Annotated in this window: 17 protein-coding genes; 5 read left to right on the top strand and 12 right to left on the bottom strand. The window is 36.0% G+C overall.

Annotation, left to right across the window (positions count from 1 at the left end; genetic code table 11):
- Positions 1–226 precede the first annotated feature (226 nt).
- Genes AC3E9W_RS08180 through AC3E9W_RS08160 form a run of 5 tightly spaced genes read right to left on the bottom strand, consistent with a single transcriptional unit; the run spans position 227 to position 4,884 of the window.
- Positions 227–787, bottom strand: coding sequence for a Crp/Fnr family transcriptional regulator (locus AC3E9W_RS08180; protein ID WP_488767993.1), 561 nt, complete (start codon positions 785–787; stop codon positions 227–229).
- Positions 788–798: 11 nt separating this feature from the next.
- A complete protein-coding gene (locus AC3E9W_RS08175) occupies positions 799–1,371 on the bottom strand; it encodes a TMEM175 family protein (RefSeq protein ID WP_488767992.1) in 573 nt (190 codons plus the stop codon).
- A gap of 19 nt (positions 1,372–1,390) precedes the next feature.
- The gene (locus AC3E9W_RS08170; protein WP_125723695.1) at positions 1,391–2,281 is read right to left on the bottom strand and encodes a Ppx/GppA phosphatase family protein; all 891 of its coding nucleotides are present in this window, start codon (positions 2,279–2,281) and stop codon (positions 1,391–1,393) included.
- Between the two features lie 33 nt (positions 2,282–2,314).
- Positions 2,315–4,393, bottom strand: coding sequence for a polyphosphate kinase 1 (gene ppk1 / locus AC3E9W_RS08165; RefSeq protein ID WP_488767991.1), 2,079 nt, complete (start codon positions 4,391–4,393; stop codon positions 2,315–2,317).
- 5 nt (positions 4,394–4,398) lie between these two features.
- Positions 4,399–4,884 (bottom strand): SixA phosphatase family protein, encoded by a 486-nt coding sequence (locus AC3E9W_RS08160; protein ID WP_306161414.1) that lies wholly within the window; start codon positions 4,882–4,884, stop codon positions 4,399–4,401.
- A 496-nt stretch (positions 4,885–5,380) separates the two neighbouring features.
- Here AC3E9W_RS08160 and AC3E9W_RS08155 point away from each other — a divergent pair, with 496 nt between their 5' ends.
- From AC3E9W_RS08155 to AC3E9W_RS08140, 4 genes are all read left to right on the top strand, one after another.
- Entirely contained in the window at positions 5,381–5,932 is a 552-nt protein-coding gene (locus AC3E9W_RS08155; RefSeq protein ID WP_488767990.1) for a hypothetical protein, read from the top strand.
- Positions 5,933–5,967: 35 nt separating this feature from the next.
- Positions 5,968–15,078, top strand: a complete 9,111-nt coding sequence (locus AC3E9W_RS08150) for an HYR-like domain-containing protein (protein WP_488767989.1) — start codon at positions 5,968–5,970, stop codon at positions 15,076–15,078.
- Between the two features lie 141 nt (positions 15,079–15,219).
- A complete protein-coding gene (locus AC3E9W_RS08145; protein WP_306161161.1) occupies positions 15,220–16,137 on the top strand; it encodes a PorP/SprF family type IX secretion system membrane protein in 918 nt (305 codons plus the stop codon).
- Positions 16,138–16,148: 11 nt separating this feature from the next.
- A complete protein-coding gene (locus tag AC3E9W_RS08140; protein ID WP_488767988.1) occupies positions 16,149–18,092 on the top strand; it encodes an OmpA family protein in 1,944 nt (647 codons plus the stop codon).
- Between the two features lie 119 nt (positions 18,093–18,211).
- Here AC3E9W_RS08140 and AC3E9W_RS08135 read toward each other — a convergent pair whose 3' ends face one another.
- The 7 genes from AC3E9W_RS08135 to pyrR all read right to left on the bottom strand — a co-directional run bounded on the left by AC3E9W_RS08135 (position 18,212) and on the right by pyrR (position 23,622).
- Entirely contained in the window at positions 18,212–18,718 is a 507-nt protein-coding gene (locus tag AC3E9W_RS08135) for a CAP domain-containing protein (RefSeq protein WP_488767987.1), read from the bottom strand.
- Between the two features lie 174 nt (positions 18,719–18,892).
- Positions 18,893–19,537, bottom strand: coding sequence for a pyridoxamine 5'-phosphate oxidase (gene pdxH, locus AC3E9W_RS08130; protein WP_306161167.1), 645 nt, complete (start codon positions 19,535–19,537; stop codon positions 18,893–18,895).
- A 295-nt stretch (positions 19,538–19,832) separates the two neighbouring features.
- A complete protein-coding gene (locus AC3E9W_RS08125; RefSeq protein WP_488767986.1) occupies positions 19,833–20,738 on the bottom strand; it encodes a ribonuclease Z in 906 nt (301 codons plus the stop codon).
- 90 nt (positions 20,739–20,828) lie between these two features.
- The gene (locus AC3E9W_RS08120) at positions 20,829–21,161 is read right to left on the bottom strand and encodes a ribonuclease Z (protein ID WP_488767985.1); all 333 of its coding nucleotides are present in this window, start codon (positions 21,159–21,161) and stop codon (positions 20,829–20,831) included.
- Between the two features lie 239 nt (positions 21,162–21,400).
- Complete coding sequence (locus AC3E9W_RS08115; protein ID WP_488767984.1) at positions 21,401–22,327, bottom strand: aspartate carbamoyltransferase catalytic subunit; 927 nt, start codon at positions 22,325–22,327, stop codon at positions 21,401–21,403.
- An 81-nt stretch (positions 22,328–22,408) separates the two neighbouring features.
- On the bottom strand, positions 22,409–23,050 hold the full coding sequence (locus AC3E9W_RS08110; RefSeq protein ID WP_488767983.1) for a DUF6891 domain-containing protein: 642 nt from the start codon (positions 23,048–23,050) through the stop codon (positions 22,409–22,411).
- A gap of 32 nt (positions 23,051–23,082) precedes the next feature.
- On the bottom strand, positions 23,083–23,622 hold the full coding sequence (pyrR, locus tag AC3E9W_RS08105; protein ID WP_144219125.1) for a bifunctional pyr operon transcriptional regulator/uracil phosphoribosyltransferase PyrR: 540 nt from the start codon (positions 23,620–23,622) through the stop codon (positions 23,083–23,085).
- Positions 23,623–23,844: 222 nt separating this feature from the next.
- On the opposite strand from pyrR, the gene AC3E9W_RS08100 reads away from it, so the two are divergent.
- Entirely contained in the window at positions 23,845–24,519 is a 675-nt protein-coding gene (locus AC3E9W_RS08100; protein ID WP_306161177.1) for a hypothetical protein, read from the top strand.
- Positions 24,520–24,618: the final 99 nt, after the last annotated feature.

Below are 24,618 nucleotides of genomic sequence, written 5' to 3'. Positions count from 1 at the left end.
GTAGATTATGGAGATTTTGCTGTTGCTTTAGATTTGCTTGATTTTTAATAAAACTTAAAAATCAAGCAAGCTGCTTAAATGCCGAGATCTATTGGGAGAGTGAAATCAATAAATTGGTTTTTAAATCTTATGCACTTGATACTTTTTTTCTCGCAGATTTGGCAGATTATGCAGATTTTGTTTGCTGTAAATTGATTCCGCAGATTTCTTTTAAAAAGAATGAAAATTAAATCACTGCTTTTCTAATTCGGCTTAAATGTCTGGGTGTGATTCCTAAATAAGAGGCTAAATATTGCAATGGAATTAACTGTAGGTATTTTTGATGATTTTCGTATAATTCTTGATAACGTTCTGCGCCTGAAAGTTTCTGAAAAGAAATCATTCTTTTATGGAGGTTTACAAACTCTAATTCTGTTAATTTCCTGCCCGTTTCCTGCCAATTAAAACCTGATTGATAGAGTTTTTCGAGACCTTTTCTATTTAGAATCTGTAATTCTGTATCGGTTAGCGCTTGAATATTTTCTTCTGCTTTTTCTTGGGTTATAAAACTGGAGAATGATGCCATGAATTCATTTTCAAAAGCAAAACAATTGGTGATTTCGTCCCCTTTATGATTCACAAAAAAAGAGCGAAGAATTCCTTTTTCTATAAAAACTATTTCGTTGCAAACTTGATTTTCAGTCAATAAAAGTTCTCCTTTTTTTAAGGTACGAAATGTAATTAAATCGTCTAAAAGATTTAATTCGTCGGCAGAAAAATCTTGAATAGACTGAAAAATAGATTTCATACGTTATTCATTTAAGAAAAAATCCTGCCAATTCTTTTATCTGGAATAAGCCATAACATTGCAACTGTAAAATAAGCTGCTCCAGAAACCCACTGATTGTAAAATGCAGTTACAATTCCGATTACATATAAAACTAAGGAAATTTTACCTTTATAATCTTTGTTAAGCGCTTTTCTTAAAGCAGAATTGGCTCCTTCACTACACATAATCGTATATTGCAAAATAATGTAAGAGATTGCAGAAAGAAGCAATACAACGCCGTACAATGTCATTGCAGGCTTTGCAAAATTATGTTCTCCCATCCAAGCGGTAGAAACAGGAATTAAAGACAACCAAAACAAAAAGTGCAGGTTGCTCCATAATATTTTTCCATTAACTCTCGATAAACCATGAAGCAAATAATGGTGATTGTTCCAATATATTCCAACGTAAATAAAACTCAGAATATAACTTAAGAACTTCGGAATAAGCAGTTTTAGATCTGCAAATTCGTGTCCTGCGGGTGCTTTGATTTCCAAAATCATAATGGTTATAATGATTGCCAAAACACCATCACTAAAAGCTTCTAGTCTGCCTTTATTCATTTACAAAAAATATAAAATATTAAATTTTACCGTAATACATTGCTTTTACGATACCATCAGAAAGTCCGATTTTTGGAACATAAATCTGGCGTGCGCCACTCCATTTCATCGCATTCAAGTAAATACGAGTTGCATGGATAATTACGTCGGCACGGTCAGAATTCAGACCCAATTCGGCAATTCTCTGTTCGTAAGTCAGCGAATTTAAAAATGCATACTGCGAGTTCACATAAATGTATGAAAGCGGTTTTTCCTGCTGTTTTCCAGACATTTTAAACAATTTATTGATGTTTCCACCAGAACCGATTAGTGTAACTTCGTCGTAATCTGCTGTGTTGGTTTTAATCCATTTTTCGATTTCATCCCAAACGACATCATGAACCATATTGTTTAGCAAACGAACAGTTCCTGCTTTAAAGGATCTTGAAGTAATCATTTTTCCATCAGAGAACAGCGTAAACTCGGTGCTACCACCTCCAACGTCAACAAAAAGATACGTTTCGTCAGATTTAATTAAATGATGCAAATCGGTAGAAGCAATAATTGCCGCTTCTTTTTTACCGTCGATAATCTCGATTTTAATGTCGGCTTTTTTCTTAATTAAAGCCACTACTTCTTTTGCGTTATAAGCTTCGCGCATTGCAGAAGTTGCAAATGCCATATAACGCTCAACTTTATGTACTTTCATCAAAAGGTTGAATGCTTTCATGGCATCTACCATTCGATCTATATTTTCTTGTGAAATTTCTCCAACTGTAAAGGCGTCTTGTCCTAAACGAATTGGCACACGAACAAGGGAACTTTTATTAAACTGCGGTTCTTTACCTTCTTGTTCCACAACGTTAGCGATCAAAAGCCTCATGGCATTTGAACCGATATCTATCGCTGCAAACTTCCTAATATTAATCATGCTCACTTTATGATTTGAAATTGGTTTTTATTATTAATTTACTTTTTGAGGAACCTCTTCTAGCTTTGCTACTTTATGCTGATAATACTTATAGGTTTCAAATTGTGCTCTAAATGGGGCATGATGATTTTTCGGCTTATATTTATTATCTAATTTGTACGAGTGATATCTTACTTTCACATTTCCTTTCCAACCAATATTGAAGTTGTCGATTAGTTCTTTCTTAATTTCAAGGTCATAAATCGGACAGGTTACTTCTACCCTTGCATCTAGATTTCTAGTCATGAAATCGGCAGATGAAATGTAAACTTCAGTTAAACCTGCATTTCCGAAAATATAAACTCTCGAATGCTCTAGATAATTATCTACAATACTTATGGCTTCAATGTTTTCGCTCATTCCCGGAATTCCAGGAATTAAAGAGCAAATTCCTCTTACCTGAAGCTGGATTTTTACTCCTGCATTACTTGCTTCGTATAATTTATCGATCATTTTAAAATCGGATAAACTATTCATTTTAAGTTTTATGTGTGTTTTTCTTCCTGCAAGAGCATGAAGAATTTCACGATCAATTAATTTGATAAATTTAGTTCTCGTATAATGAGGCGATACAATTAAATGTTTATATCTGTGAACTCTATAATTGATATCGAAAAACTCAAATATTTTTGAGGTGTCTTTCAAAATTCCCTGATGACAGGTTAACAAAGTGACATCTGTATAAATTTTAGCTGTTGACTCGTTGAAGTTTCCAGTTGAAATGAATCCGTAACGACGATTTTTGCCTTCTTCCAATCTTTCGATTACACAAATTTTGCTGTGCACTTTCAGTCCTTTCATTCCAAAAATAAGTTCAATTCCTTCCATCTGCATTTGTTCTGCATACGAGATATTCGAAGCTTCATCAAAACGAGCTTGAAGTTCGATTTGAACCACTACTTTTTTACCATTTTTAGCGGCATTTATTAAAGAACTAATTACTTGCGAATTCTTAGCTAAACGATATAGTGTTATTTTGATGCTTGTTACTTTTGGATCTAAAGCCGCTTCGCGCAAAAATTTAGTCAAATACGAAAATGACTGATAAGGTGCGTGAACTAAATAGTCTTTTTTACTGATTTTTTCTAAAATACTACCTTCCAAACTTAAACCTGGAACCGGCATAGGCTCATTTGGTTTATACAGCAAATCGTATCTGCCAAGGTTTGGAAAACTCATATAATCTCGGCGGTTATGGTATCTTCCACCGGGAATTATACTATCTGTTTCTACAATTTTCATTTTATCTAAGAAAAACTGCAGGGTATCTTCTTCAATTAAATTATCATAAATAAAACGAACAGGTTCTCCGATTCGACGGTCTTTTACAGAGGTAGCGATTTTTTCGAGCATACTTTTACTCAAATCACTATCTATGTCTAATTGCGCGTCGCGAGTAATTTTGATCATGTGAGCCGAAACGCTCTTATAATCAAATATATTAAAGATGTTTTTCAGTTTGAAACGGATCACATCATCAATTAAAATGACATATTGTTTTTCGTCATCAGATGGAAGTACCACAAAACGGTTGATGTTTTTTGGAATTTCGATTAAAGCATAACGAACCTCATCGTTGGCCAATTCTAAACGAACTGCCAAATATCCTAAAGTGTCTTTTAAAATTGGAAAAACGGCCAAATCATTTAAAATGATTGTTACCAATTCTGGACTTAATTTTTGAGTATAAAAGTCTTTTAAGAAGCATTCTTGTTTTGGCGTAATCTGCGTTTCATTTATAATAAAAATGTTTTCAGATTCTAGCTCCGCTTCAATATTTCCTAAAATACGTAAACTTTCAGATTGCTGCTGAATTACGATTTCTGTTATGTCTTTAATTAATTGGTGGGCAGAAATACCGCCTAAATATTTTTCGCCAGAAATGCCTGAAAGGCTTAATCGCCGAATGGCTGCGTATCGAACTCTAAAAAATTCGTCTAAATTGTTTGAAAAAATTCCAACAAAACGCAGTCTGTCTAAAAGTGGTACTGTATTGTCTGCTGCTTCTTGAAGTACTCTTGCATTAAACGCTAACCAGCTTTTTTCTCTATCGATATATTTCTGTTCGTACACGGTTATTATTTTAAATCTTTGGGGAAAATAGTTTTATGTGTTTTGCCCTTATGGATCGTATCCCAGCTTTCGGCATCAAATTGCAATGATACAAAGCCTGAAGTTGGAACATTTTCTATAAAAACATCCCCAAATTTATTAACAAAATTTGTAATAGCCTCGTTATGTCCGAAAAGAATAACGCTTTCAAAACTATTATCACACGATTTGATAACTTTTTCGAGCTGTTTCTCATCAAAAGTATAAAGGTCGTCTCTAAAAATGATACTTTCTAGAGGGTACGACAGGTTTTGCGCAAAAATTAAAGCTGTTTCTGAAGCTCTCGCGGCACTACTGCTCCAAATAATATACGTTTTAGGAAGATACTCTGAAATATTTAATGAAACATCATGCGCATCTAAAATTCCTCTTTTCATTAAAGGGCGATCGAAATCTTTCAACGGTGCTTCCCAACTAGATTTGGCATGACGAATTAAAACAAGATTTTTCATAAGCAGCAAAATTTAAAACCTGATTACAGGTCATTTTTTTAATTAACTCCTAATTTACAAAAGTTATTTTAAACCTTTTCTTTTTTTTATTTCTGTTAACATTCTAGTGAAATTTTAACAGGAATATGTAATTCTCAAAACTTTAACATTAACACAAAATGCAAATTCAAAAAAATGCTTTTTATGTAATTCATCCATAAAATAAGTATTTAATCGATATTATGCAATATTTTAAAATTTTAACTAAATACTTGATTATTAGATATTTAAATCACTCAAAACAAAGTCATTTTCACTAAAAAAACAAAAAATTGTACGAAAAAATTTTACTTTTTTGAGTTAAAAAAAAGCGTTTTTGAGTCAATTTTTTATAAAAAAACAACATTTCAACGAGTTTTTAGGTTAGTTACAGATAAAAAAAACATATTAGAAAAACTCTAATATAACTTTGATTCTGTTAAAATTTCATAAATAGTTTAAAACAAAATCTTAAGTTATGAAAACTAAATCTACTCTTGAAAAAGCACTGAAATTTGTAAGCGATTGTAAGATGATTTTCCTTTCGAAGAAAAACATCTTTCAAAAGAACATTTTTGCGCTGCTACTCTGCTTGATTACGACGGTTTCATTTGCTCAATCTGGTTCGTGCAATGCAACTTTGATTGTTGAAAATAATGGAAACATCAGGAGCACACCTCTTGATGGCACTTACTACTCCATGGTCTTGACAAATAACAGCTCCTCTACGGATACCTTTGTTTTGAGTTCGAAGAATATTAATGCCTCTTGTGCCAATACTGATGGAAGTTCTACAGCAGGTAATGTCATAATCAATACCGATTTTATAAATTCTTCTAGAAATTCTCTAAGTGAAATAACTCTAAGCGCTGGAGAATCTGTAAATTTTTATATCCACATTACGATTCCTGCGGGTACGTCAATTCAAAAATGGTCTTGCAATAAGATTACTGCTACTTCAAAAAACTGTACCAGCTATGCTGTTGATACTGTTTTACACACCTACATCATTAATCCAGTTAATGATTAAACGAGATATATCAAGTTCCTTTAAAATGATTTAAAATGGAAAAACAATTACTTTTTTTAAACAATTTTTTACGAGATATAAAAAAAATACAATTTGTTGTATTATTTCTTCTGTCATCAATAGGAGGTCTTGCACAAACAATAACTACAAACAAAACCGTAACGGCTAACCCAACCAATTGCGGAATTGTAAATGTAAAAGTAGATATTACAGGTGCAAATCCGATTACTCGAAATTCGGATGTAGTTCTTGCTATTGATATTTCGGGTAGTATGGGTAATACGATTCAAGGAGATTTTAAAACCTCGATGGATTATGCAAAAGATGCAGCGTTGGCATTTCTTAACCAGGCAAAAGCAAATCCTCAAAACCGAATTGCAATTGTTGCTTATAGCACTACTGCGAGTCTAAAAATAGGACTTACTTACTTAAATGCTACTGGTGTAACTCAGATAACGAATCAAATTAACGCTTTGCAGGCTACTGATGCAACCAATATCTATGCTGGTATTGTGAGATCTGAAACAGAATTGGAAGCCAATGGCCGTTTTGATTGCAGTACTGCAAGAGCAATAATTCTACTTACCGATGGGGTTACAAACCGAACTAATACCAATGGAAATACAAGTTGTAATGTTAGCAAAACCTCTCAATGCGTTACAGATGCTATAAATGCGGCAACAAATGCTAAGACTACTACAAAAAGTAGTGTTGTATACAACAACCAAGTTTTTTCTGCAGGTCTATTTGGAGGTATCAGCGGGAACATAAATACGAACAACAGCGATCAAAATATTGCTAAATATACTTTGGATAATATTCAGGGAAGTGCCGCTTACATTACACAAAGTGGCGCTAATCTTACTGCTATTTATAATCAAATTGCTACTCAAATCTCATGGGTTGCTCAAAATTTGGTTGCAAAAGAAACAATTATTCCGGGTTTTACCATTAGCGCAATTACAGCAACTAAAGGTACAGCTTCATTATCAGGACAAGTGATTACATGGAATACCGATTTCTTAAATTCAGAAACAATTTCTTTAAATTATCAATTGACTCCAACTGGATCTGCTTGCGGAAATCAAACGGTCAGCACTTCTACATTGAATTATCAAAATTCTTCGTGCGCCAACGATTCGAAAGCAATAACCAGTCCGAGTTATTTTGTTCCGTGTGCACCTGTAATTACAGGAACTTTAACAGCATGTGGCTCTACTACTTTGACTGCTACTACAAATGCAGCCTCACCAACTTATGTTTGGTATAAAGACAATTCTGTATTGCCAAACCAAACTTCTTCTACGCTTGTTGCAACGGCTAGCGGAGTTTACAAAGTAAAAGTAAAAAATGGCAGTACTAATTGTGAATTAACTTCTGCAGATGTAACGGTTTCAATTAGTCCAGCTGCTGCGCTTGTTGCACCTACTAATGCAACTATTTCAGGATGTAGCACCGCAGCAATTACAGGGCTTCCGTATAGTACTGCAAGCGCTAATATAACTCTTGCTCAATTAAACACTGCAGGAGGATCAATATCTAATAGTGGCGCAATTGGAAGTTACACTATATCTTATTCTGATGTTGCGACAGGAACATGTCCAACTGTGGTTACTCGTACTTTTAAGGTTGCGACAAGTTGCGGAAATGTTACTGCTTCTCAAACTATCACAATTGAAGACAAGACCGCTCCTACATGGTCGACTGCTGCAAACGCATTGAATGTTACTCTTCAGTGCAGCGATGCAGCAGGACTAACAGCTGCGCAAGGTCAGGCTCCTGTTGCCACAGACAACTGTGGAGGAACAGTGACTTATACCAAAGTGAGCGGAACTTTTGCTGCAGGAACATGTGCAAATTCAGGAACTTATACCAATACTTGGACAGCTAAAGATGTCTGCAACAATTCCTCAACAGTTTTCACTCAAGTGATCTCTATTCAGGATAATACCGCTCCTACTTGGACAACGGCTGCAAACGCATTGAATGTTACACTTCAGTGCAGCGATGCCGCAGGACTAACAGCTGCGCAAAATCAGGCTCCTGTTGCCACAGACAACTGCGGAGGAACTGTAACTTACACCAAAGTGAGCGGAACTTTTGCTGCAGGAACATGTGCAAATTCTGGAACTTACACCAATACTTGGACCGCTAAAGATGTCTGCAACAATACCTCAACCGTTTTCACTCAGGTGATCACTATTCAGGATAACACCGCTCCTGCTTGGACAACTTCTGCAAACGCATTGAATGTTACACTTCAATGCAGTGATGCCGCAGGATTGACAGCTGCGCAAAATCAGGCTCCTGTTGCCACAGACAACTGCGGAGGAACTGTAACTTACACCAAAGTGAGCGGAACTTTTGCTTCAGGAACATGTGCAAATTCAGGAACGTACACCAATACTTGGACTGCTAAAGATGTCTGCAACAATACCTCAACCGTTTTCACTCAAGTGATCACTATTCAGGATAATACCGCTCCAGCTTGGACAACTCAAGCAAACGCATTGAATGTTACACTTCAATGCAGCGATGCCGCAGGACTAACAGCTGCTCAAAATCAAGCTCCTGTTGCCACAGACAACTGCGGAGGAACAGTGACTTACACAAAAGTGAGCGGAATATTTGCTGCAGGAACATGTGCAAATTCTGGAACTTATACCAACACATGGACCGCTAAAGATGTCTGCAACAATACCTCAACCGTATTCACTCAGGTGATTACAATAGAAGATACAACTGCTCCTACTTGGACAACTTCTGCAAACGCATTGAATGTTACCCTTCAATGCAGTGATGCCGCAGGATTGACAGCTGTGCAAGGTCAGGCTCCTGTTGCCACAGACAACTGCGGAGGAACGGTTACTTACACAAAAGTGAGCGGAACTTTCACTGCAGGAACATGTGCAAATTCTGGAACATACACCAATACCTGGACCGCTAAAGATATCTGCAACAATACCTCAACCGTATTCACTCAAGTGATCACTATTCAGGATAACACCGCTCCGGCTTGGACAACTCAAGCAAACGCATTAAATGTTACACTTCAGTGCAGCGATGCCGCAGGACTAACGGCTGCCCAAAATCAGGCTCCTGTTGCTACAGACAACTGTGGAGGAACAGTGATTTATACCAAAGTGAGCGGAACTTTTGCTGCAGGAACATGTGCAAATTCTGGAACTTATACCAACACATGGACTGCTAAAGACGTCTGCAACAATACCTCTGCCGTATTCACTCAGGTAATTACAATAGAAGACAACACCGCTCCGGCTTGGACAACTGCTTCAAATGCATTAAATGTTACACTTCAGTGCAGCGATGCAGCAGGATTGACAGCTGCGCAAAATCAGGCTCCTGTTGCCACAGACAACTGCGGAGGAACGGTTACTTACAACAAAGTGAGCGGAACTTTCACTGCAGGAACATGTGCAAATTCTGGAACGTACACCAATACTTGGACTGCTAAAGATGTCTGCAACAATACATCAACCGTTTTCACTCAAGTGATCACTATTCAGGATAACACCGCTCCGGCTTGGACAACTTCTGCAAACGCATTGAATGTTACCCTTCAGTGCAGTGATGCTTCTGGATTGACAGCTGCTCAAAATCAGGCTCCTGTTGCCACAGACAACTGCGAAGGGACTGTAACTTATACTAAAGTGAGCGGAACTTTTGCTGCAGGAACATGTGCAAATTCTGGAACGTACACCAATACTTGGACCGCTAAAGATGTCTGCAACAATACCTCAACTGTTTTCACTCAGGTGATTACAATAGAAGATACAACTGCTCCTACTTGGACAACGGCTGCTGCTTCTTTAGATGTAACTTTACAATGTAGTGATATTTCAGGATTGAGTACTGCTCAAAATCAAGCTCCTGTTGCCACAGACAATTGCGGAGGAACGGTGACTTACACTAAAACAAGCGGAATTTTTACTGTCGGCAATTGCGCAAATTCTGGAACTTATACCAACACATGGATAGCAAAAGATGTTTGCAACAATACATCAGCTATCTTCACTCAGGTAATTACTATTCAGGATACTAGTGTGCCAACTTGGACAACTCAAGCGAATTCCTTAAATCGTACTGTTGAGTGTAGCAACCAACAGGCTTTAGCTTCAGCACAGGCCTTGTTCCCAACTGCTTCAGGCGCATGCGATCTTGACTTAACAAATGTTACTAAAGTAAGCGGTCAGTTTGTAGCTTCTCAAGGATGTGGAAACGCTGGAACATATACTAACACTTGGACAGTAAAAGATGATTGTGGAAATACTTCTGAAACTTTCACTCAAGTAATTACTATTCAGGATACAACTGCTCCAACTTGGACAACCATTGCTGGCACTCTAAATGCAACTTTAGAATGCAGCGATGCTCAAGGACTTGCAACAGCTCAGGCTCAATTCCCAATAGCTTCTGACTTATGTGATGCTGATGTATCAAACATTACTAAAGTAAGCGGTCAGTTTGTAGCCTCTCAAGGATGTGGAAACGCTGGAACATATACTAACACTTGGACAGTAAAAGATGATTGTGGAAATACTTCTGAAACTTTCACTCAAGTAATTACTATTCAGGATACCACTGCACCGACTTGGACTACTGTAACTGGCACTCTAAATGCAACTTTAGAATGCAGCGATACTCAAGGACTAGCTGCAGCTCAGACTCAATTCCCAATAGCTTCTGACTTATGTGATGCTGATGTTTCAAACATTACTAAAATAAGCGGACAATTTGTAGCTTCTCAAGGATGTGGAAACGCTGGAACATATACTAACACTTGGACAGTAAAAGATGATTGTGGAAATACTTCTGAAACTTTTACTCAAGTAATTACCATTCAAGATACTACTGCTCCAACTTGGACTACTATTGCTGGCACTCTAAACGCAACTTTAGAATGCAGCGACACTCAAGGTCTTGCAACAGCTCAAGCTCAGTTTCCAATAGCTTCTGACTTATGCGATGCTGATGTTTCTAACATCACTAAAGTGAGCGGACAGTTTGTAGCTTCTCAAGGATGCGGAAACGCTGGAACATATACTAATACTTGGACGGTAAAAGACGATTGCGGAAATACTTCTGAAACTTTCACACAAGTAATTACCATTCAAGACAATACTGCTCCAACTTGGACTACGCAAGCCAATTCATTAAATGCAACTTTAGAATGCAGCGATACGCAAGGTCTTGCAACGGCTCAAGCTCAGTTCCCAACTGCTTCTGATGCATGTGATACCGATGTTTCTAATATTACTAAAATAAGTGGACAGTTTGTAGCTTCTGAAGGATGTGGAAATGCTGGAACATATACCAATACTTGGACAGTAAAAGACGATTGTGGAAATACTTCTGAAATTTTCACTCAAGTAATTACCATTCAAGATTCTACTGCTCCAACTTGGACTACTCTTGCTGGAACTCTAAATGTAACTTTAGAATGCAGCGATGCTCAAGGACTTGCTGCAGCTCAGGCTCAGTTCCCAACGGCTTCTGACTTGTGCGATGCTGATGTTTCAAACATCACTAAAGTGAGCGGACAATTTGTAGCTTCTGAAAGCTGTTCAAACGCAGGAACTTATACAAATACTTGGACTGTAAAAGACGATTGTGGCAACACATCAACAACTTTCTATCAAGTAATTAGTATTCAAGACACTACTGCTCCAATCTTTACAGGAAACCTTCCTTTAGATATTGAAGTATCATGTGATGCCGTTCCTGAACCAGCAGAAATAAATGTTTCTGATAATTGCAACGAAAATTTACCAATAGTATTTTCTGAAGTAAAATCAGGAATCGAAAACGACTGTCCTACTAATTATATTTTGACTCGTACTTGGAAAATTAGCGACTGCGGTGGCAATACTACTACTCACGTTCAAGTTATTACCGTAAGAGATAAAACAGCTCCAACAGGAACTGCTCCTCAAAGTGTAACAAATGTGGCTACTATTGATGCAATACCTGCAGGTAGTCCATCAGATATTACAGATGCGGCCGATAATTGCAGTCCAACTGTAAACATTACTGTTGCCGACACAAACAACGGAGGAAATGGCTGTGATGGAACACCATACATCTTAACAAGAACATATACTTTAACTGACTGCGCAGGAAACAAAACCGAATTGGTTCAAACCTTTACAGTTGAAAGCAAAGTTACTGTTAGCGGAGTACCTACAAATACTAGCTGTTTTGGAGGTACAGATGGAAGCATCGCTGTAACAAGCAGTCCTGGCTCTACTGTTGTAATAACAAATGAAAGAAATGAAGTAGTTGGCAATACCAATTTACCAGCGGGAACTTATACTCTAACTGCAACAGCACCAGTAAACGGCGAAAATCAAGTTTGTACCGCTACGGCTACAGTCGTAATTACACAGCCTGAATATACTGTGAAAATTTCTGGAAAAATTATCAATGTAGATACTAATACTCCTATTGCAAATGTACCTGTGACCTTAATTCCGCAAGGAACAACTCCAGGCCCAATACAAATGCGTATTACAGGAGCAGACGGAATGTACAGTTTCTCTGGAATGCCAGCGGGAGATTATTTAGTACAAGTGCAAGATGCTAATTTAAATAGCGCCTACCAATTGTATCCTGTTGACTCTAGCTTATTCTTTACTACTCTTGAAGATTGTAAAATCCAGACTCACGATTTTGAATATGGAACATCAAATCTTCCTGTTCTTGGAGATTATGTTTGGTATGACACTAATAGCAACGGAATTCAAGATGAATGGTACGATGCCAATAATGACGGAGTTGTTACTAAAAACATTCCAGATTCAAATGGAGCTGTTGATTACAGCCAATGGGAATGGATCGATCTTAACGGAGACGGAAGCTATACTGGTTCTCAAAATGTTGGAGAGTTAAACGCTGGAGGTTTCGGAAACGCACTTAGTCCTAATGTAATTGTTGATGGTCCAAACGGATACCATAAAGAAGTTATTGTAGGTATTGCGGGATTCTGGAGAGAGCGTCCTACTACAGAAAATCCATACGGAGAATATACAGTAAAATTGGTTAGAGATGCAAATTTCGATACGATGGCTGCTAATTTAGGCTTTACAGGTTTAGTAAAAGTTATACCTTCAATGTCTGCTAAAAACATCGCTGGAAAAACAAGTAAAACGCAATTGCACACGGTTTGTAAAACCACAACAGACAGCGGATATGTAGTAAACGTAACTCCAGAAGATCTAGTTCATTTGGATATTGATTTCGGTGTAAGCTGTAAAGAGTACAAAGACATTGTGGCTAATGATGATAGCGCTGGTCCAATTGCTGGAGTAAATACTACTACAACTAATGTATTAAATGTATTGACAAATGATACTTTAGAAGGAAATCCTGTAACAGCGTCTGAGGTTATCATAACAACAGTAACACCAAATGAGTTTTTACAATTAAATGCTGACGGTTCTGTTGATGTATTGCCAAATGCTCCAGTAGGAACATTAACAATGGTATATCAAATTTGCGAAGCCGATCAGACAGACAACTGCGATACTGCCACTGTTACCATTACAATTGAAGCTCCGGTAATGACTGTTACTGCAACATCAATATGTATAAATGATGTTCCTTATGTTGATTATGTTGTGACACCAGGAAATTTCACTCCTGTAAACGGCGTAACCATTTCTTGGGCAGACAGCAATAACAATGTGGTAACCACAATGGAAAACCTTCCATTAAGCGGTCGTGTATTATGGCCAGGTGCAGTAGTCGATGAGCAAGGAAAAGGTATTGACTGGCCAGGCTGGATTTTTGAAAACAACAGATGGGTTCAAGGTGCTGACGGATTTGAAAAATTACGTCCAACTGCCAACGTAACCATATCTGTAAATCCGAGTGAGACTATTACCATTAGTTATCCGCCAGCAGATCCTTATTGTACTGCAAGACCAACATTTGCAATTGTTGCCAATGATGATAATCCTGCACCAATAATTACACCTACCGCTCAAACTAGTGTAGGTAATGTTTTAACGAATGATACATTAAACGGTACAGCAGTAAATATAAATGATGTAACATTGACAACAACTATTCCTGATCCAACGGGTTCAATAACAATAGGCCCTGACGGAGCTATCAATGTCGCACCAAATACAGCAGGCGGTACTTATACATTAACGTATCAAATTTGTGAAAAAGCCGATTTCGGAAACTGTGACACCGCTATTGTGACTGTTACCATAATCTCTCCTGTAGTTGCAAATGATGATACCTTCAGCAATATTGGATGTAATACATTTGGATTAGTAGGCAATGTATTGGCAAATGATTTAAAAGGAAGAATTGCTGTAACATCAGAATTAGTAAACTTTACGCTAGTTGTAGAAGGAAATAATATCAAAACAGATCCAAATATTACTTTTGATGCTTCTGGAAATGTAAATGTATCTAGCTTAACACCTGCCGGTACTTATACTTACAACTACACAATCTGCGATAAATCAAGTCCAGAAAATTGCGACTCTGCTATTATCACCATTATAGTAGTTCCAAATGGTGTAGTACAAGTAAGTGGCACAGCGTGTAACGATGATTCTACATTGGTAAACTTAAGCAACCTTCTTCCTGAAGGAACTCCAACAACAGGAGTTTGGCAGGATAGAAATAATACTAATGCCTTACAAGGTGGTATTCTTAATCCGTTTGGTTTAGCATTAGGTAATTACGTTTTCGAATATGTGATAGCCGATGAAAGATGTCCAAGAAGCATAGTTTTAAACATGGAAATCAATGATGATTGTAGAGTCTTAGCTTGTGGTAATGTAGTAGTTCATAACGCATTCTCTCCAAACGGAGACAGTGTAAATGATTTCTTCAAAATTGACAATATCGATGACATAACTTGTTATCCAGGCAATACTGTTGAAATATATAATCGCTGGGGAATCTTAGTTTTTGAAACTACAAACTACAATAATACAACAAATGCTTTTGATGGAACTTCGAGAGGAAGAACAACTGTTAAGCAATCTGACGGACTACCAACTGGAACTTATTTTTATATCATTACTTATAAAGCTCTAGATGGAAACAACAATGTTCAAGATCATAAATTAAACGGATACTTATATTTATCTAACAACCAGTAAATATTAAAAATACGCTGTAAAAGAATCTTTTACAGCGTATTAAATAAAATCATCCGAAAATTTTGATTAATTTTGAATAAACACATTGAAATTCAATGATTTAAATAGTCAATAGTAATTATTAAATTAATAAAATCTACTATGAGAACAAAATTATTTTTCTTCGTCATTCTGTTAGTTACATGTTCTGGCTATGCGCAGCAAGATGCACAGTATACACAATACATGTACAATACAATAACCATAAATCCTGCCTATGCCGGTTCCCGTGGAGTATTTAGTGTATTTGGTCTTTACCGCACCCAATGGGTTGGACTTGATGGAGCGCCAGAGACAAGCAGTTTTTCAATCAATACACCTATAAACAATAGCAATTTAGGAATAGGAGCATCGCTTGTTAATGACAAAATTGGCCCAACAAATGAGAACAACATCTCAGTTGATCTTTCTTATACCATTCAGACATCAGCAGATTTTAAACTTTCATTTGGTATAAAAGGAACTGCAAATATCTTCAATTTAGATATCAACAAATTAAATCCAGAAAATCAGGGGGATCCCCAATTTCAGGATTTAGATAGCAAATTCAGTCCAAATATTGGTGCAGGAGTTTACTGGCACTCCGATAGAGCTTATATCGGTTTATCAGTGCCAAACTTTATCGAAACCAACCGATATGATGATAATGATGTTGCCATTTATAAAGATAAAATCAACTACTATTTAATTGGAGGTTATGTATTCAATCTTGATAAATATCAGTACGTAAAATTTAAACCCGCAATTTTGACCAAAATGGTTGAAGGAGCACCACTTCAAGTAGATCTTTCTGCCAATTTTATGTTCTATGATAAATTTATGATTGGTGCAGCCTATAGATGGAGCGCTTCTGTAAGTGCTATGGCTGGTTTTCAGATTACCGACGGTTTATATATCGGTTACGGGTATGATAGAGAAACCACCAAGTTAAATAATTATAATTCAGGATCACACGAAATCTTCCTGCGTTATGAATTCTTCTCAAACAAAGGCAAAATGACAACTCCTCGTTTCTTCTAAAATAAGGTATCATGAAAAACTATACACTACTTTTCGTTACAATTATAGGCGCTTTTTCATTTAGCAGTCATGCACAGCAGTCAAAAATAAATGCTGCGGACAAAAAATATGACAGCTATGCCTACGTAGACGCAATAAAAATTTATGAAAAAGTGGCTGATAAAGGCTACAAGTCTGAAGACATGTTTAAGAAACTGGGAAATGCCTATTATTTCAATTCAGATTTTCAAAATGCTGCCAAATGGTATGGCGAATTATTTGCAATGAATACCAATGTCGAACCAGAATATTATTTTAGATACGCTCAGTCTTTAAAATCAACTGGAGATGTTAACAAAGCAAATAAACTTCTAGAAGAATTTAATGCCATTTCAAAAAATGATAATAGAGGAAAACTGTACAAAGAAGATGTAAACTATCTCGATCAGATTAAAGCAAATTCTGGGAGGTACCAAATAGAAGATGCTGGTATAAACAGCAAATACTCCGATTACGGCTCATTTGTTTACAATAATAAAATTTATTTTGCATCTGCACGAGATACAGGGAATTTCACAAAACGCAAACACAAATGGACAGGAGAATATTTTACCAATATTTATAATGCTGATCTGGATCCTGCAACAGGAAGCACTACAAAAGTCAATAAATTTAAATCGGCTATTAACACTAAATTTCATGAAGCTTCTCCAATATTCACTAAAGATGGAAAAACAGTTTATTTCACAAGAAACAATTACATTAATGGAAAAAAAGGGAAAGATGACAACAAAATCACTTTAGTAAAACTCTACAAAGCAGAATTGGGAACAGACAACAAATGGACAAACATTGCCGAACTTCCGTTCAACAGTGACAATTACAGTACGGCGCATCCAGCTTTGAGTCCAGACGAAAAAACACTTTATTTTGCTTCCGATATGCCGGGATCTTTTGGGCAGTCAGATCTGTATAAAGTCAGTGTAAATCCAAATGGAGGCTACGGCACACCCGAAAATCTTGGAAACACCATTAATACAGAAGGAAAAGAAACCTATCCATATTTGACGAGCGAAAACGAGATTTACTTTTCATCAGACGGGCATCCTGGTTTGGGAGGTTTAGATGTTTTTGTGGCCAATATTGACAATAATGGAAAAATAAGCAACATTCAGAATATAGGAGCCGATGTCAATTCTCCTAAAGATGATTTTGCTTATATTATTGATCCTGAAACTAGAAGAGGATTTTTTACTTCCAACAAAGACGGAGGTCAAGGTTCTGATGATATTTATAGATTCTTAGAGACCAGAAGGCTAAAATGCGTTCAAGAACTTTATGGTACAATAACAGATATAGACACTGGAGTTGCACTTCCAGGAGCAAAAGTCACTTTGTATGATGACCAGATGAATCTAAAAAATTCTGCTGTTGCCGATGCATCAGGCAATTATAGTTTTTCTGTCGAATGCGGAAAAACCTATTATGTAAGAGCCGAAAAACCAGAATATACCACAAAAGAGCTTAGTATTACTATAGATAAAGCAAGCGGTAAAACCAGCCTTCCTATTGCTCTAGAAAAAGCAACCTGCAAAGTTACTGTGGGTGACGATTTAGGAAAATGCTTTGGTATTAAAATGATTTATTTTGATTTGGATAAATCGAATATTAGAACCGAAGCGGCATTAGATCTTGAAAAAATCTTAGCAGTATTAAATGATTATCCAACAATGAAACTGGATATCCGTTCTCATACAGACAGTAGAGCATCGCATCAATATAATGAAGCTTTATCAGATAGAAGAGCTAAATCAACAGTCCAATGGCTGGTTAAAAACGGAATAGCTCCGAACCGACTAACTGGAAAAGGATATGGCGAAACAGAACTTGTAAACAAATGTTCAGACGGAGTTCCTTGTACTGAAGCAGAGCATCAGGCCAACAGACGAAGTGAATTTATTATCACAGCATTATAATAAACTGCAAATAACCAACCCAAAAAGCTGCCTAATAGGCGGCTTTTTTTAATTTAAAAAGTCGTTGCAATTCTAAGAATTACAACGACTTCTAAAAAACCAACCTGTTCAATATACTTTTATAGCTTAACAAAAATGTTAGTATAATATTTTTTTCCTGTAGCAGCATCTGTAGTTACAGCTAATCCGAAGTGGGTAAAATCACCTACAATATTCTCTTTGTGTCCTGGACTATCAAGCCAAGCTCTCAAAGCTGCTTCGGCAGTTTTATAATTGTAAGCAACATTTTCTCCTACTTTCTTAGCTCCCAATACGCTAGTCATATTACTAGATCTAGCCGTAAAATCGTTATGATTTACAACATTATTTTGAATCATATATTTATTATGTTCTTCACATTTAAAAGAAATATGATTCACTCTTTCCAAAGCATTCAAACCAACACTCACACGGTATTCGTTTATCAGCTTCATCGTTTCTATTTCGGTATCGTTGTAAGTGTAGTTTGCAACAAGCGTTTCTGTTGGAGTAGTAGTATCCAAGCTTGCTTCGGCGGTGTCAGCAGAACATGCGTTCATTGCGACTAAAATCGCAATGAACAACATGGTGCGCATAATCGTTTTCATAATCATCAGCATTTTAGCGGTTTAAAGTAAATGTTGGGGCAAATCCTTTAAATTTATCTTTGAATTAAATATCGTTTGCTTTATCTGTTCCAAACGTATTCAATTTACCGTTAAACTACAAAATTAATCGATGAAATGCATTAAATTTTTATTTAAAAAGGTATTTTCTTACAACTAAGAAGACAAGCGCTCAATTTTCCATGAAAAATCAGATTGGCTTGTGTAACGAATTCTGTCATGAAGCCTATTTGGTCTTCCTTGCCAAAATTCAACTTGCAGCGGAGTCACAATATAACCACCCCAATTTTCAGGTCTAGGAATTGATTTTCCGTCAAATTGCGATTCTAGTTTTTTAAGATTTTCTTCCAAGAAAGTTCTTGACGGAATCACTTCACTTTGGTGAGAAACAATTGCTCCCAACTTACTCCCGTCTGGACGAGAATCAAAATAATTATCTGAAATAATCTCAGAAGTTTTCTGAGCAATTCCCTTAATGATAACTTGACGTTCCATTTCCTGCCAAAAAAATGACAGACAAATATTTGGATTAGCTTCTATCGCTTTTCCTTTTTCAGAATTATAATTGGTGTAGAATATAAATCCTTCTTCTGAGAATTTCTTTAACAGTACAACACGAGACTTCGGAAATCCGTCTAAACCGATTGTGGAAACCGTCATGGCATTCACCTCCCCGCTTCCGCCAAAATCTTCCACTTCATGAAACCATCGGTTAAAAAGATTAATCGGATCTTCAGGAATATTAGTTTCTAATAATTCGCTCTTCTCGTATGACTTTCTATAATTGCTTAAATCATTCATGATTTATTATTTTAGATTGTTGATTTTAGATTTTAGATTTTCTCGCATTGTCATCCTGAGCGTCCCGAAACTTCGGGAGAAGGACTTGTGTGCCAGAATTTAATTTTTCAGACGAGGGCTTCGACTCCGCTCAGCCAGACAAACTAAAGCTTTTCTCTCTTAGCGGCTTAGCAACTCATAATCTTAGCGACTTTAAATTAAAATAAAGGCTTCGACTCCGCTCAGCGAGACAAACTAAACCCTTTGCTCCTTTGTCCCTTTGTCCCTTTGTCCCTTTGTCTCTTTGTCTCTTTGATCAAAACTCAAACGAAACCCCATCATCTCCCAACAACACATTCGGAAAAATTTCCAGAGCTTCTCTTTTAAAAGTCTCAATTCCATCGTAACGGGTTGAATAATGACCTAAAATTAACTGTTTTACATTTGCTTTTAAAGCAATATTTGCCGCTTCTTTTGCTGTCGAATGCAGTGTTTTTTCTGCCAATCTAGCTTCAGATTCTAAAAACGTTGATTCGTGATATAAAATATCGGCATTCTGTATAATTGGAATAATTTCTTCATTATAAACCGTATCAGAACAAAAAGCATAACTTTTAGTTGCTGGAGGATCAAAAGTAAGTTTTTCATTTTCAACCACAGTTCCATCGTCAAGCGTAATGTCACTTCCGTTTTTGATTTTCTGATAATAGGCAACGTGAATATCATAACGCTGAACTGCTTCAACATTTAACTTTCTCTCATCTGGTTTTTCCTGAAACAAAAAGCCATTCGTATAAACACGATGCTTTAACGGAATCGTTTTTACAATCACCTTTTTATCTTCAAAAATAACTTCACTTCCTTTTGATTCTAATTCGTGGAAAAATAAAGAATAAGTAGTCCAAGATTCTGTCAGTTTCAATTGAAGCAGAATCAATTCTTTTATTCCTTTTGGTCCATAAATATGTAAATCTGTAGTTCTTCCTAAAAGCGAAAAAGTCGAAATAGTCCCAATCAATCCATACAAATGATCTCCGTGAAGATGCGAGATAAAAATGTGATTTATTTTTGAGAATTTAATCTTATTTTTTCGAAGCTGAACCTGAGTTCCTTCGCCACAGTCAATTAAAAACAATCGGTTTTTAATCTCTAAAACCTGCGAAGTCGGATTAGTAAGTGTTCTAGGAGTTGCGGCGTAACAGCCAAGTATAGTTAATTTCATTTTAGATTTATGATTTTAGATTTTAGAATGAGAAAAGTATTTTAGATTCAGCTTTAAAAAAATCTAAAATCTAAAATCATAAATCTACAATCAGAAACCTAGGTCTCTTTCGATTTCTTCCATTTCGATAATATCATGCGCTTCTAAAAGAGAAGGAACCACAGCCAATTTATCTGAAATAGCATTAAAATCAAGGTCAGTTGCTACAATTACAAAAGACTTTTTTGCTTTTTTATGAACTTTTGAAAGGGGTAAAAAAGCTTTTAAATCATTTTCTGAAATATTAGAATCTGATGACAAATCGATTATAATATTTTGTTTTTCAAAGGTTTTAAATTGTTGCGTTATTTTTTCCAAGAAAGCGTTTACATCTCCTTGAGTATCTTTAATCGTAACGGTATGTCCTTTTTGATCTACTTTCATTTTTAATTTATGGGGCTTATATAAAAATTGATTTTCTGAGAGCTAAGGTACGAAAGTTTTTTTAGTGGTCAGTGGTAAGTTTTCTTAGTGTTCAGTTATATGCTATTGTCACCCTGAGCGGAGTCGAAGGGCATAACGTGAGCAACTAACTGGGCTTCGACTCCGCTCAGCCTGACAACTAGGAACTCAAAGTATTTCAAAACTGATCACTAAAAAACTGACCACTGAATACTCTAATTTTACTGAATCTTAGAAGCCAATAAATAAATCACTGCCATTCTAATCGCTACACCATTTTCTACCTGATTCAAAATCACAGAATGATCAGAATCCGCTACTTCAGAAGTAATTTCTACTCCTCTATTGATTGGTCCTGGGTGCATGATTACAATTTCTTTTCCTAGCGAATCCAAAAGCGGTTTATCTACTCCGTATTGCTGTGCGTACTCACGTGTTGATGGGAAGAAATTCACATCCATACGTTCGTTTTGTACACGAAGCATATTCGCAACATCACACCATTCTAGAGCTTTTCTAAGATTTGGTTCAACTGTAACTCCCAAAGATTCAATATATCTTGGAATCAAGGTTTTTGGTCCGCAAACTTTTACTTCTGCCCCTTGCATCTGCAAAGCATATATGTTAGAAAGCGCTACTCTTGAGTGTAGAATATCTCCAACAATAACCACTTTTTTTCCAGCAACATCTCCCAATTTTTCTCTAATAGAATAACTGTCCAATAAAGCTTGAGTTGGGTGTTCGTGCGCACCGTCTCCTGCGTTTACGATACTGGCTTTGACATTTTTAGATAAAAAATAAGCCGCTCCGGGATTGGAGTGGCGCATTACAACCATGTCAACTTTCATGGAAAGGATATTATTTACAGTATCAATCAGGGTCTCTCCTTTTTTAACCGATGACTGAGCTGCAGAAAAACTGATAACATCAGCAGATAAACGTTTCTGCGCTAATTCGAAAGAGAGTTTGGTTCTAGTACTGTTTTCGAAAAAAATATTGGCAATCGTAATATCTCGTAATGAAGGAACTTTTTTAATAGGTCTATTAATGACTTCTTTAAAATGATCTGCCGTTTCAAAAATCAGGTTAATATCATTCTCATTGATATATTTTATTCCTAATAAATGACCTACGCTTAATTCTTTCATTTTTCTTTCTTTAATATTAATTTGTCAAATTCTGAATGGCAAAATATTCGACATTCAATGCTTCTTTAAAGAGCAGCTACTCTATTCAGTCATTCTTTCGACAACTTCGCTGTAATCCTGCAAATCTCTGCCGTCTTCATCATAAATTTGCTGCCATCTGAAACCTGGAATTTCTAGCTTTCTTTTAGCAGAACCATCCCACTTTACTTCAAGACCATTATTTCTTAGAACTTCTGCAACTTTATTTCCAACTTCAATTGTCGTATCTGCATCAGAATTATCTACTTTTTGAAAAGCGATATACAAACTCGGATCTTCTAGAATTATAGCTCTGGCCAAATCTTGCTCGTGATAAAAGCAATAACCGTCAGATTCGACTCCGTTATCTCGAAGCTCTCTCTCGACCTCAACCACTTCATATTCGCCATCACTTGTTGTGTATCCAGCATTATGAAGCGCAATGATGTTCTGACTGCATAATTCATCAAACGCTTTTATAAGCTTTTCAGTATCTGTTGGGCTTACCCAATTTTTACTTTCTGAAAGTAACTTCTGGTATTCTTCGTCGATTTTTTCGAAAGCCCAAGCTTCAGAAATTTCATCTTCAAATTCATTGTCTTCAATTTCTTCCATGATGTTTTCTTTAATATCATCAATAGAAAGAAATCCCATTCTTACCTGATTAAAAATTGATTCATAAATAAACTCTTCGTTCTCTGTCATGACTATTTTTTCAATTTTTAACGATTAACATATTAATTGGTAACCAAATGAACTACATCTTCGCCGTCGTTTTCTTTCCAGCTCACAATTACTTTTTCGCCATTAATTGCATCTACCTGACGGCCACGATAATCGGGCTGAATTGGCAAATGACGGCTGAAACGTCTGTCGATTAAAACTAATAATTCAATTTCTGAAGGTCTTCCAAAAGATTGAATGGCAGTTAAGGCAGAACGAATGCTTCGGCCTGTAAACAAAACGTCATCAATAAAAATGACTTTTTTGTCCTCTACTATAAAATTGATTTGAGTTTTATTGGCTTCAAGAGGTTTTTCGGTACGACGGAAATCATCTCTAAAAAAAGTGATATCCAAATAGCCTAAAGAAATTTCAGGAACCTGATATTCGTTTTCTAATATTTGTTTTAAACGTTCAGCTAAAAAAACGCCTCTTGGCTGAATTCCCACTAAAATAGTATTTGAAAAATCAAGATGTTTTTCGATTAACTGACAAGCCAAACGATGAAGTATGATAGTAACTTCTTTTGAATTAAGTAATACTTTCTGGCTCATAATTAATTGTAATGATTGGTCGCGCAAATATACGGAATCTGATTTTATTTGTTGGGGTGTTGGGGTTGGAAATTATTTTTTTAAAACCATCGTTATTTAAAAAAATGAAAAACGCTTTTTAAATGATTTCATTATTGATAAAAAAAATAAAACTGACCTCTTTTTTCGAGAATTATCTTTTAAAAATATATTTTAGCATTCTAAAACATCAAAAAAGTCACAATGAAAAAAATCTTCTTTATGATCGTTCCAATGCTATTTGTGAATCAAATTAACGCCCAAAAAATAGCAACCGACTGGCAAAAAAACTTTTTAAAAGGTAAAGTACGTCAAATTATAGAAATTGGAGAAAGATGCCCAACTGTCATGGCAGAAGGAGGATCTTTTAACTGTCCAAAAGATACTACCAGATATGAATTTAATGAAAAAGGATTTACACCTAAAACTTCTGATGCTGAAAAAATTATCGAAAAGAAAACTTTAAATGGTTTTTACTATATAACAACCTATAAAACAGTAGAAGGAGCAAAAAGAAAAGAATGGGAAGAAGTGTATGATGCTAAAAACCTTTTAGTTAAGCACACTATGTATTCTACAAGAGATGCTGATGAAGATATTTCAAATCAATGGGAATATTTCTATGATAAAAGTGGCACTAAAATAAAACAGAATGATAGTGAATGGTGGAACAAACAGAAGACTATGATAGTTCGTACTTACAATAATTATGGCGATGAAGTAAAAAGACAGACGTTCAAAAATGACAACCTAAATGATGAGGAACAATTTCAGTACAATTACACAAAGGATCAAATAGGCAATTGGGTCAAAAAAACAGTCTCAGGCGGTCATTATAATGAAACCTGGACGAGAAAAATTATCTATTACAAATCGTAGCACACAAAGTATATCTTTCCTTACTTTTATTACTAATTATAATCAATTTAAAATGCTAGAAAAAGAAATACTGAATAAAGAATTAAGAAAAGGTGAGAA

The sequence above is a fragment of the Flavobacterium sp. 38 genome (assembly GCF_057799715.1).
This window is presented reverse-complemented; position numbering and strand designations above follow the sequence as displayed.

What these genes read in the sequence shown, in the direction of transcription:
- AC3E9W_RS08180 (WP_488767993.1), bottom strand. Translation starts at nt 787, where the DNA reads ATGAAATCTATTTTTCAGTCTATTCAAGATTTTTCTGCCGACGAATTA.
- AC3E9W_RS08175 (WP_488767992.1), bottom strand. Translation starts at nt 1,371, where the DNA reads ATGAATAAAGGCAGACTAGAAGCTTTTAGTGATGGTGTTTTGGCAATC.
- AC3E9W_RS08170 (WP_125723695.1), bottom strand. Translation starts at nt 2,281, where the DNA reads ATGATTAATATTAGGAAGTTTGCAGCGATAGATATCGGTTCAAATGCC.
- AC3E9W_RS08160 (WP_306161414.1), bottom strand. Translation starts at nt 4,884, where the DNA reads ATGAAAAATCTTGTTTTAATTCGTCATGCCAAATCTAGTTGGGAAGCA.
- AC3E9W_RS08155 (WP_488767990.1), top strand. Translation starts at nt 5,381, where the DNA reads ATGAAAACTAAATCTACTCTTGAAAAAGCACTGAAATTTGTAAGCGAT.
- AC3E9W_RS08150 (WP_488767989.1), top strand. Translation starts at nt 5,968, where the DNA reads ATGGAAAAACAATTACTTTTTTTAAACAATTTTTTACGAGATATAAAA.
- AC3E9W_RS08145 (WP_306161161.1), top strand. Translation starts at nt 15,220, where the DNA reads ATGAGAACAAAATTATTTTTCTTCGTCATTCTGTTAGTTACATGTTCT.
- AC3E9W_RS08140 (WP_488767988.1), top strand. Translation starts at nt 16,149, where the DNA reads ATGAAAAACTATACACTACTTTTCGTTACAATTATAGGCGCTTTTTCA.
- AC3E9W_RS08135 (WP_488767987.1), bottom strand. Translation starts at nt 18,718, where the DNA reads ATGAAAACGATTATGCGCACCATGTTGTTCATTGCGATTTTAGTCGCA.
- pdxH (WP_306161167.1), bottom strand. Translation starts at nt 19,537, where the DNA reads ATGAATGATTTAAGCAATTATAGAAAGTCATACGAGAAGAGCGAATTA.
- AC3E9W_RS08125 (WP_488767986.1), bottom strand. Translation starts at nt 20,738, where the DNA reads ATGAAATTAACTATACTTGGCTGTTACGCCGCAACTCCTAGAACACTT.
- AC3E9W_RS08120 (WP_488767985.1), bottom strand. Translation starts at nt 21,161, where the DNA reads ATGAAAGTAGATCAAAAAGGACATACCGTTACGATTAAAGATACTCAA.
- AC3E9W_RS08115 (WP_488767984.1), bottom strand. Translation starts at nt 22,327, where the DNA reads ATGAAAGAATTAAGCGTAGGTCATTTATTAGGAATAAAATATATCAAT.
- AC3E9W_RS08110 (WP_488767983.1), bottom strand. Translation starts at nt 23,050, where the DNA reads ATGACAGAGAACGAAGAGTTTATTTATGAATCAATTTTTAATCAGGTA.
- pyrR (WP_144219125.1), bottom strand. Translation starts at nt 23,622, where the DNA reads ATGAGCCAGAAAGTATTACTTAATTCAAAAGAAGTTACTATCATACTT.
- AC3E9W_RS08100 (WP_306161177.1), top strand. Translation starts at nt 23,845, where the DNA reads ATGAAAAAAATCTTCTTTATGATCGTTCCAATGCTATTTGTGAATCAA.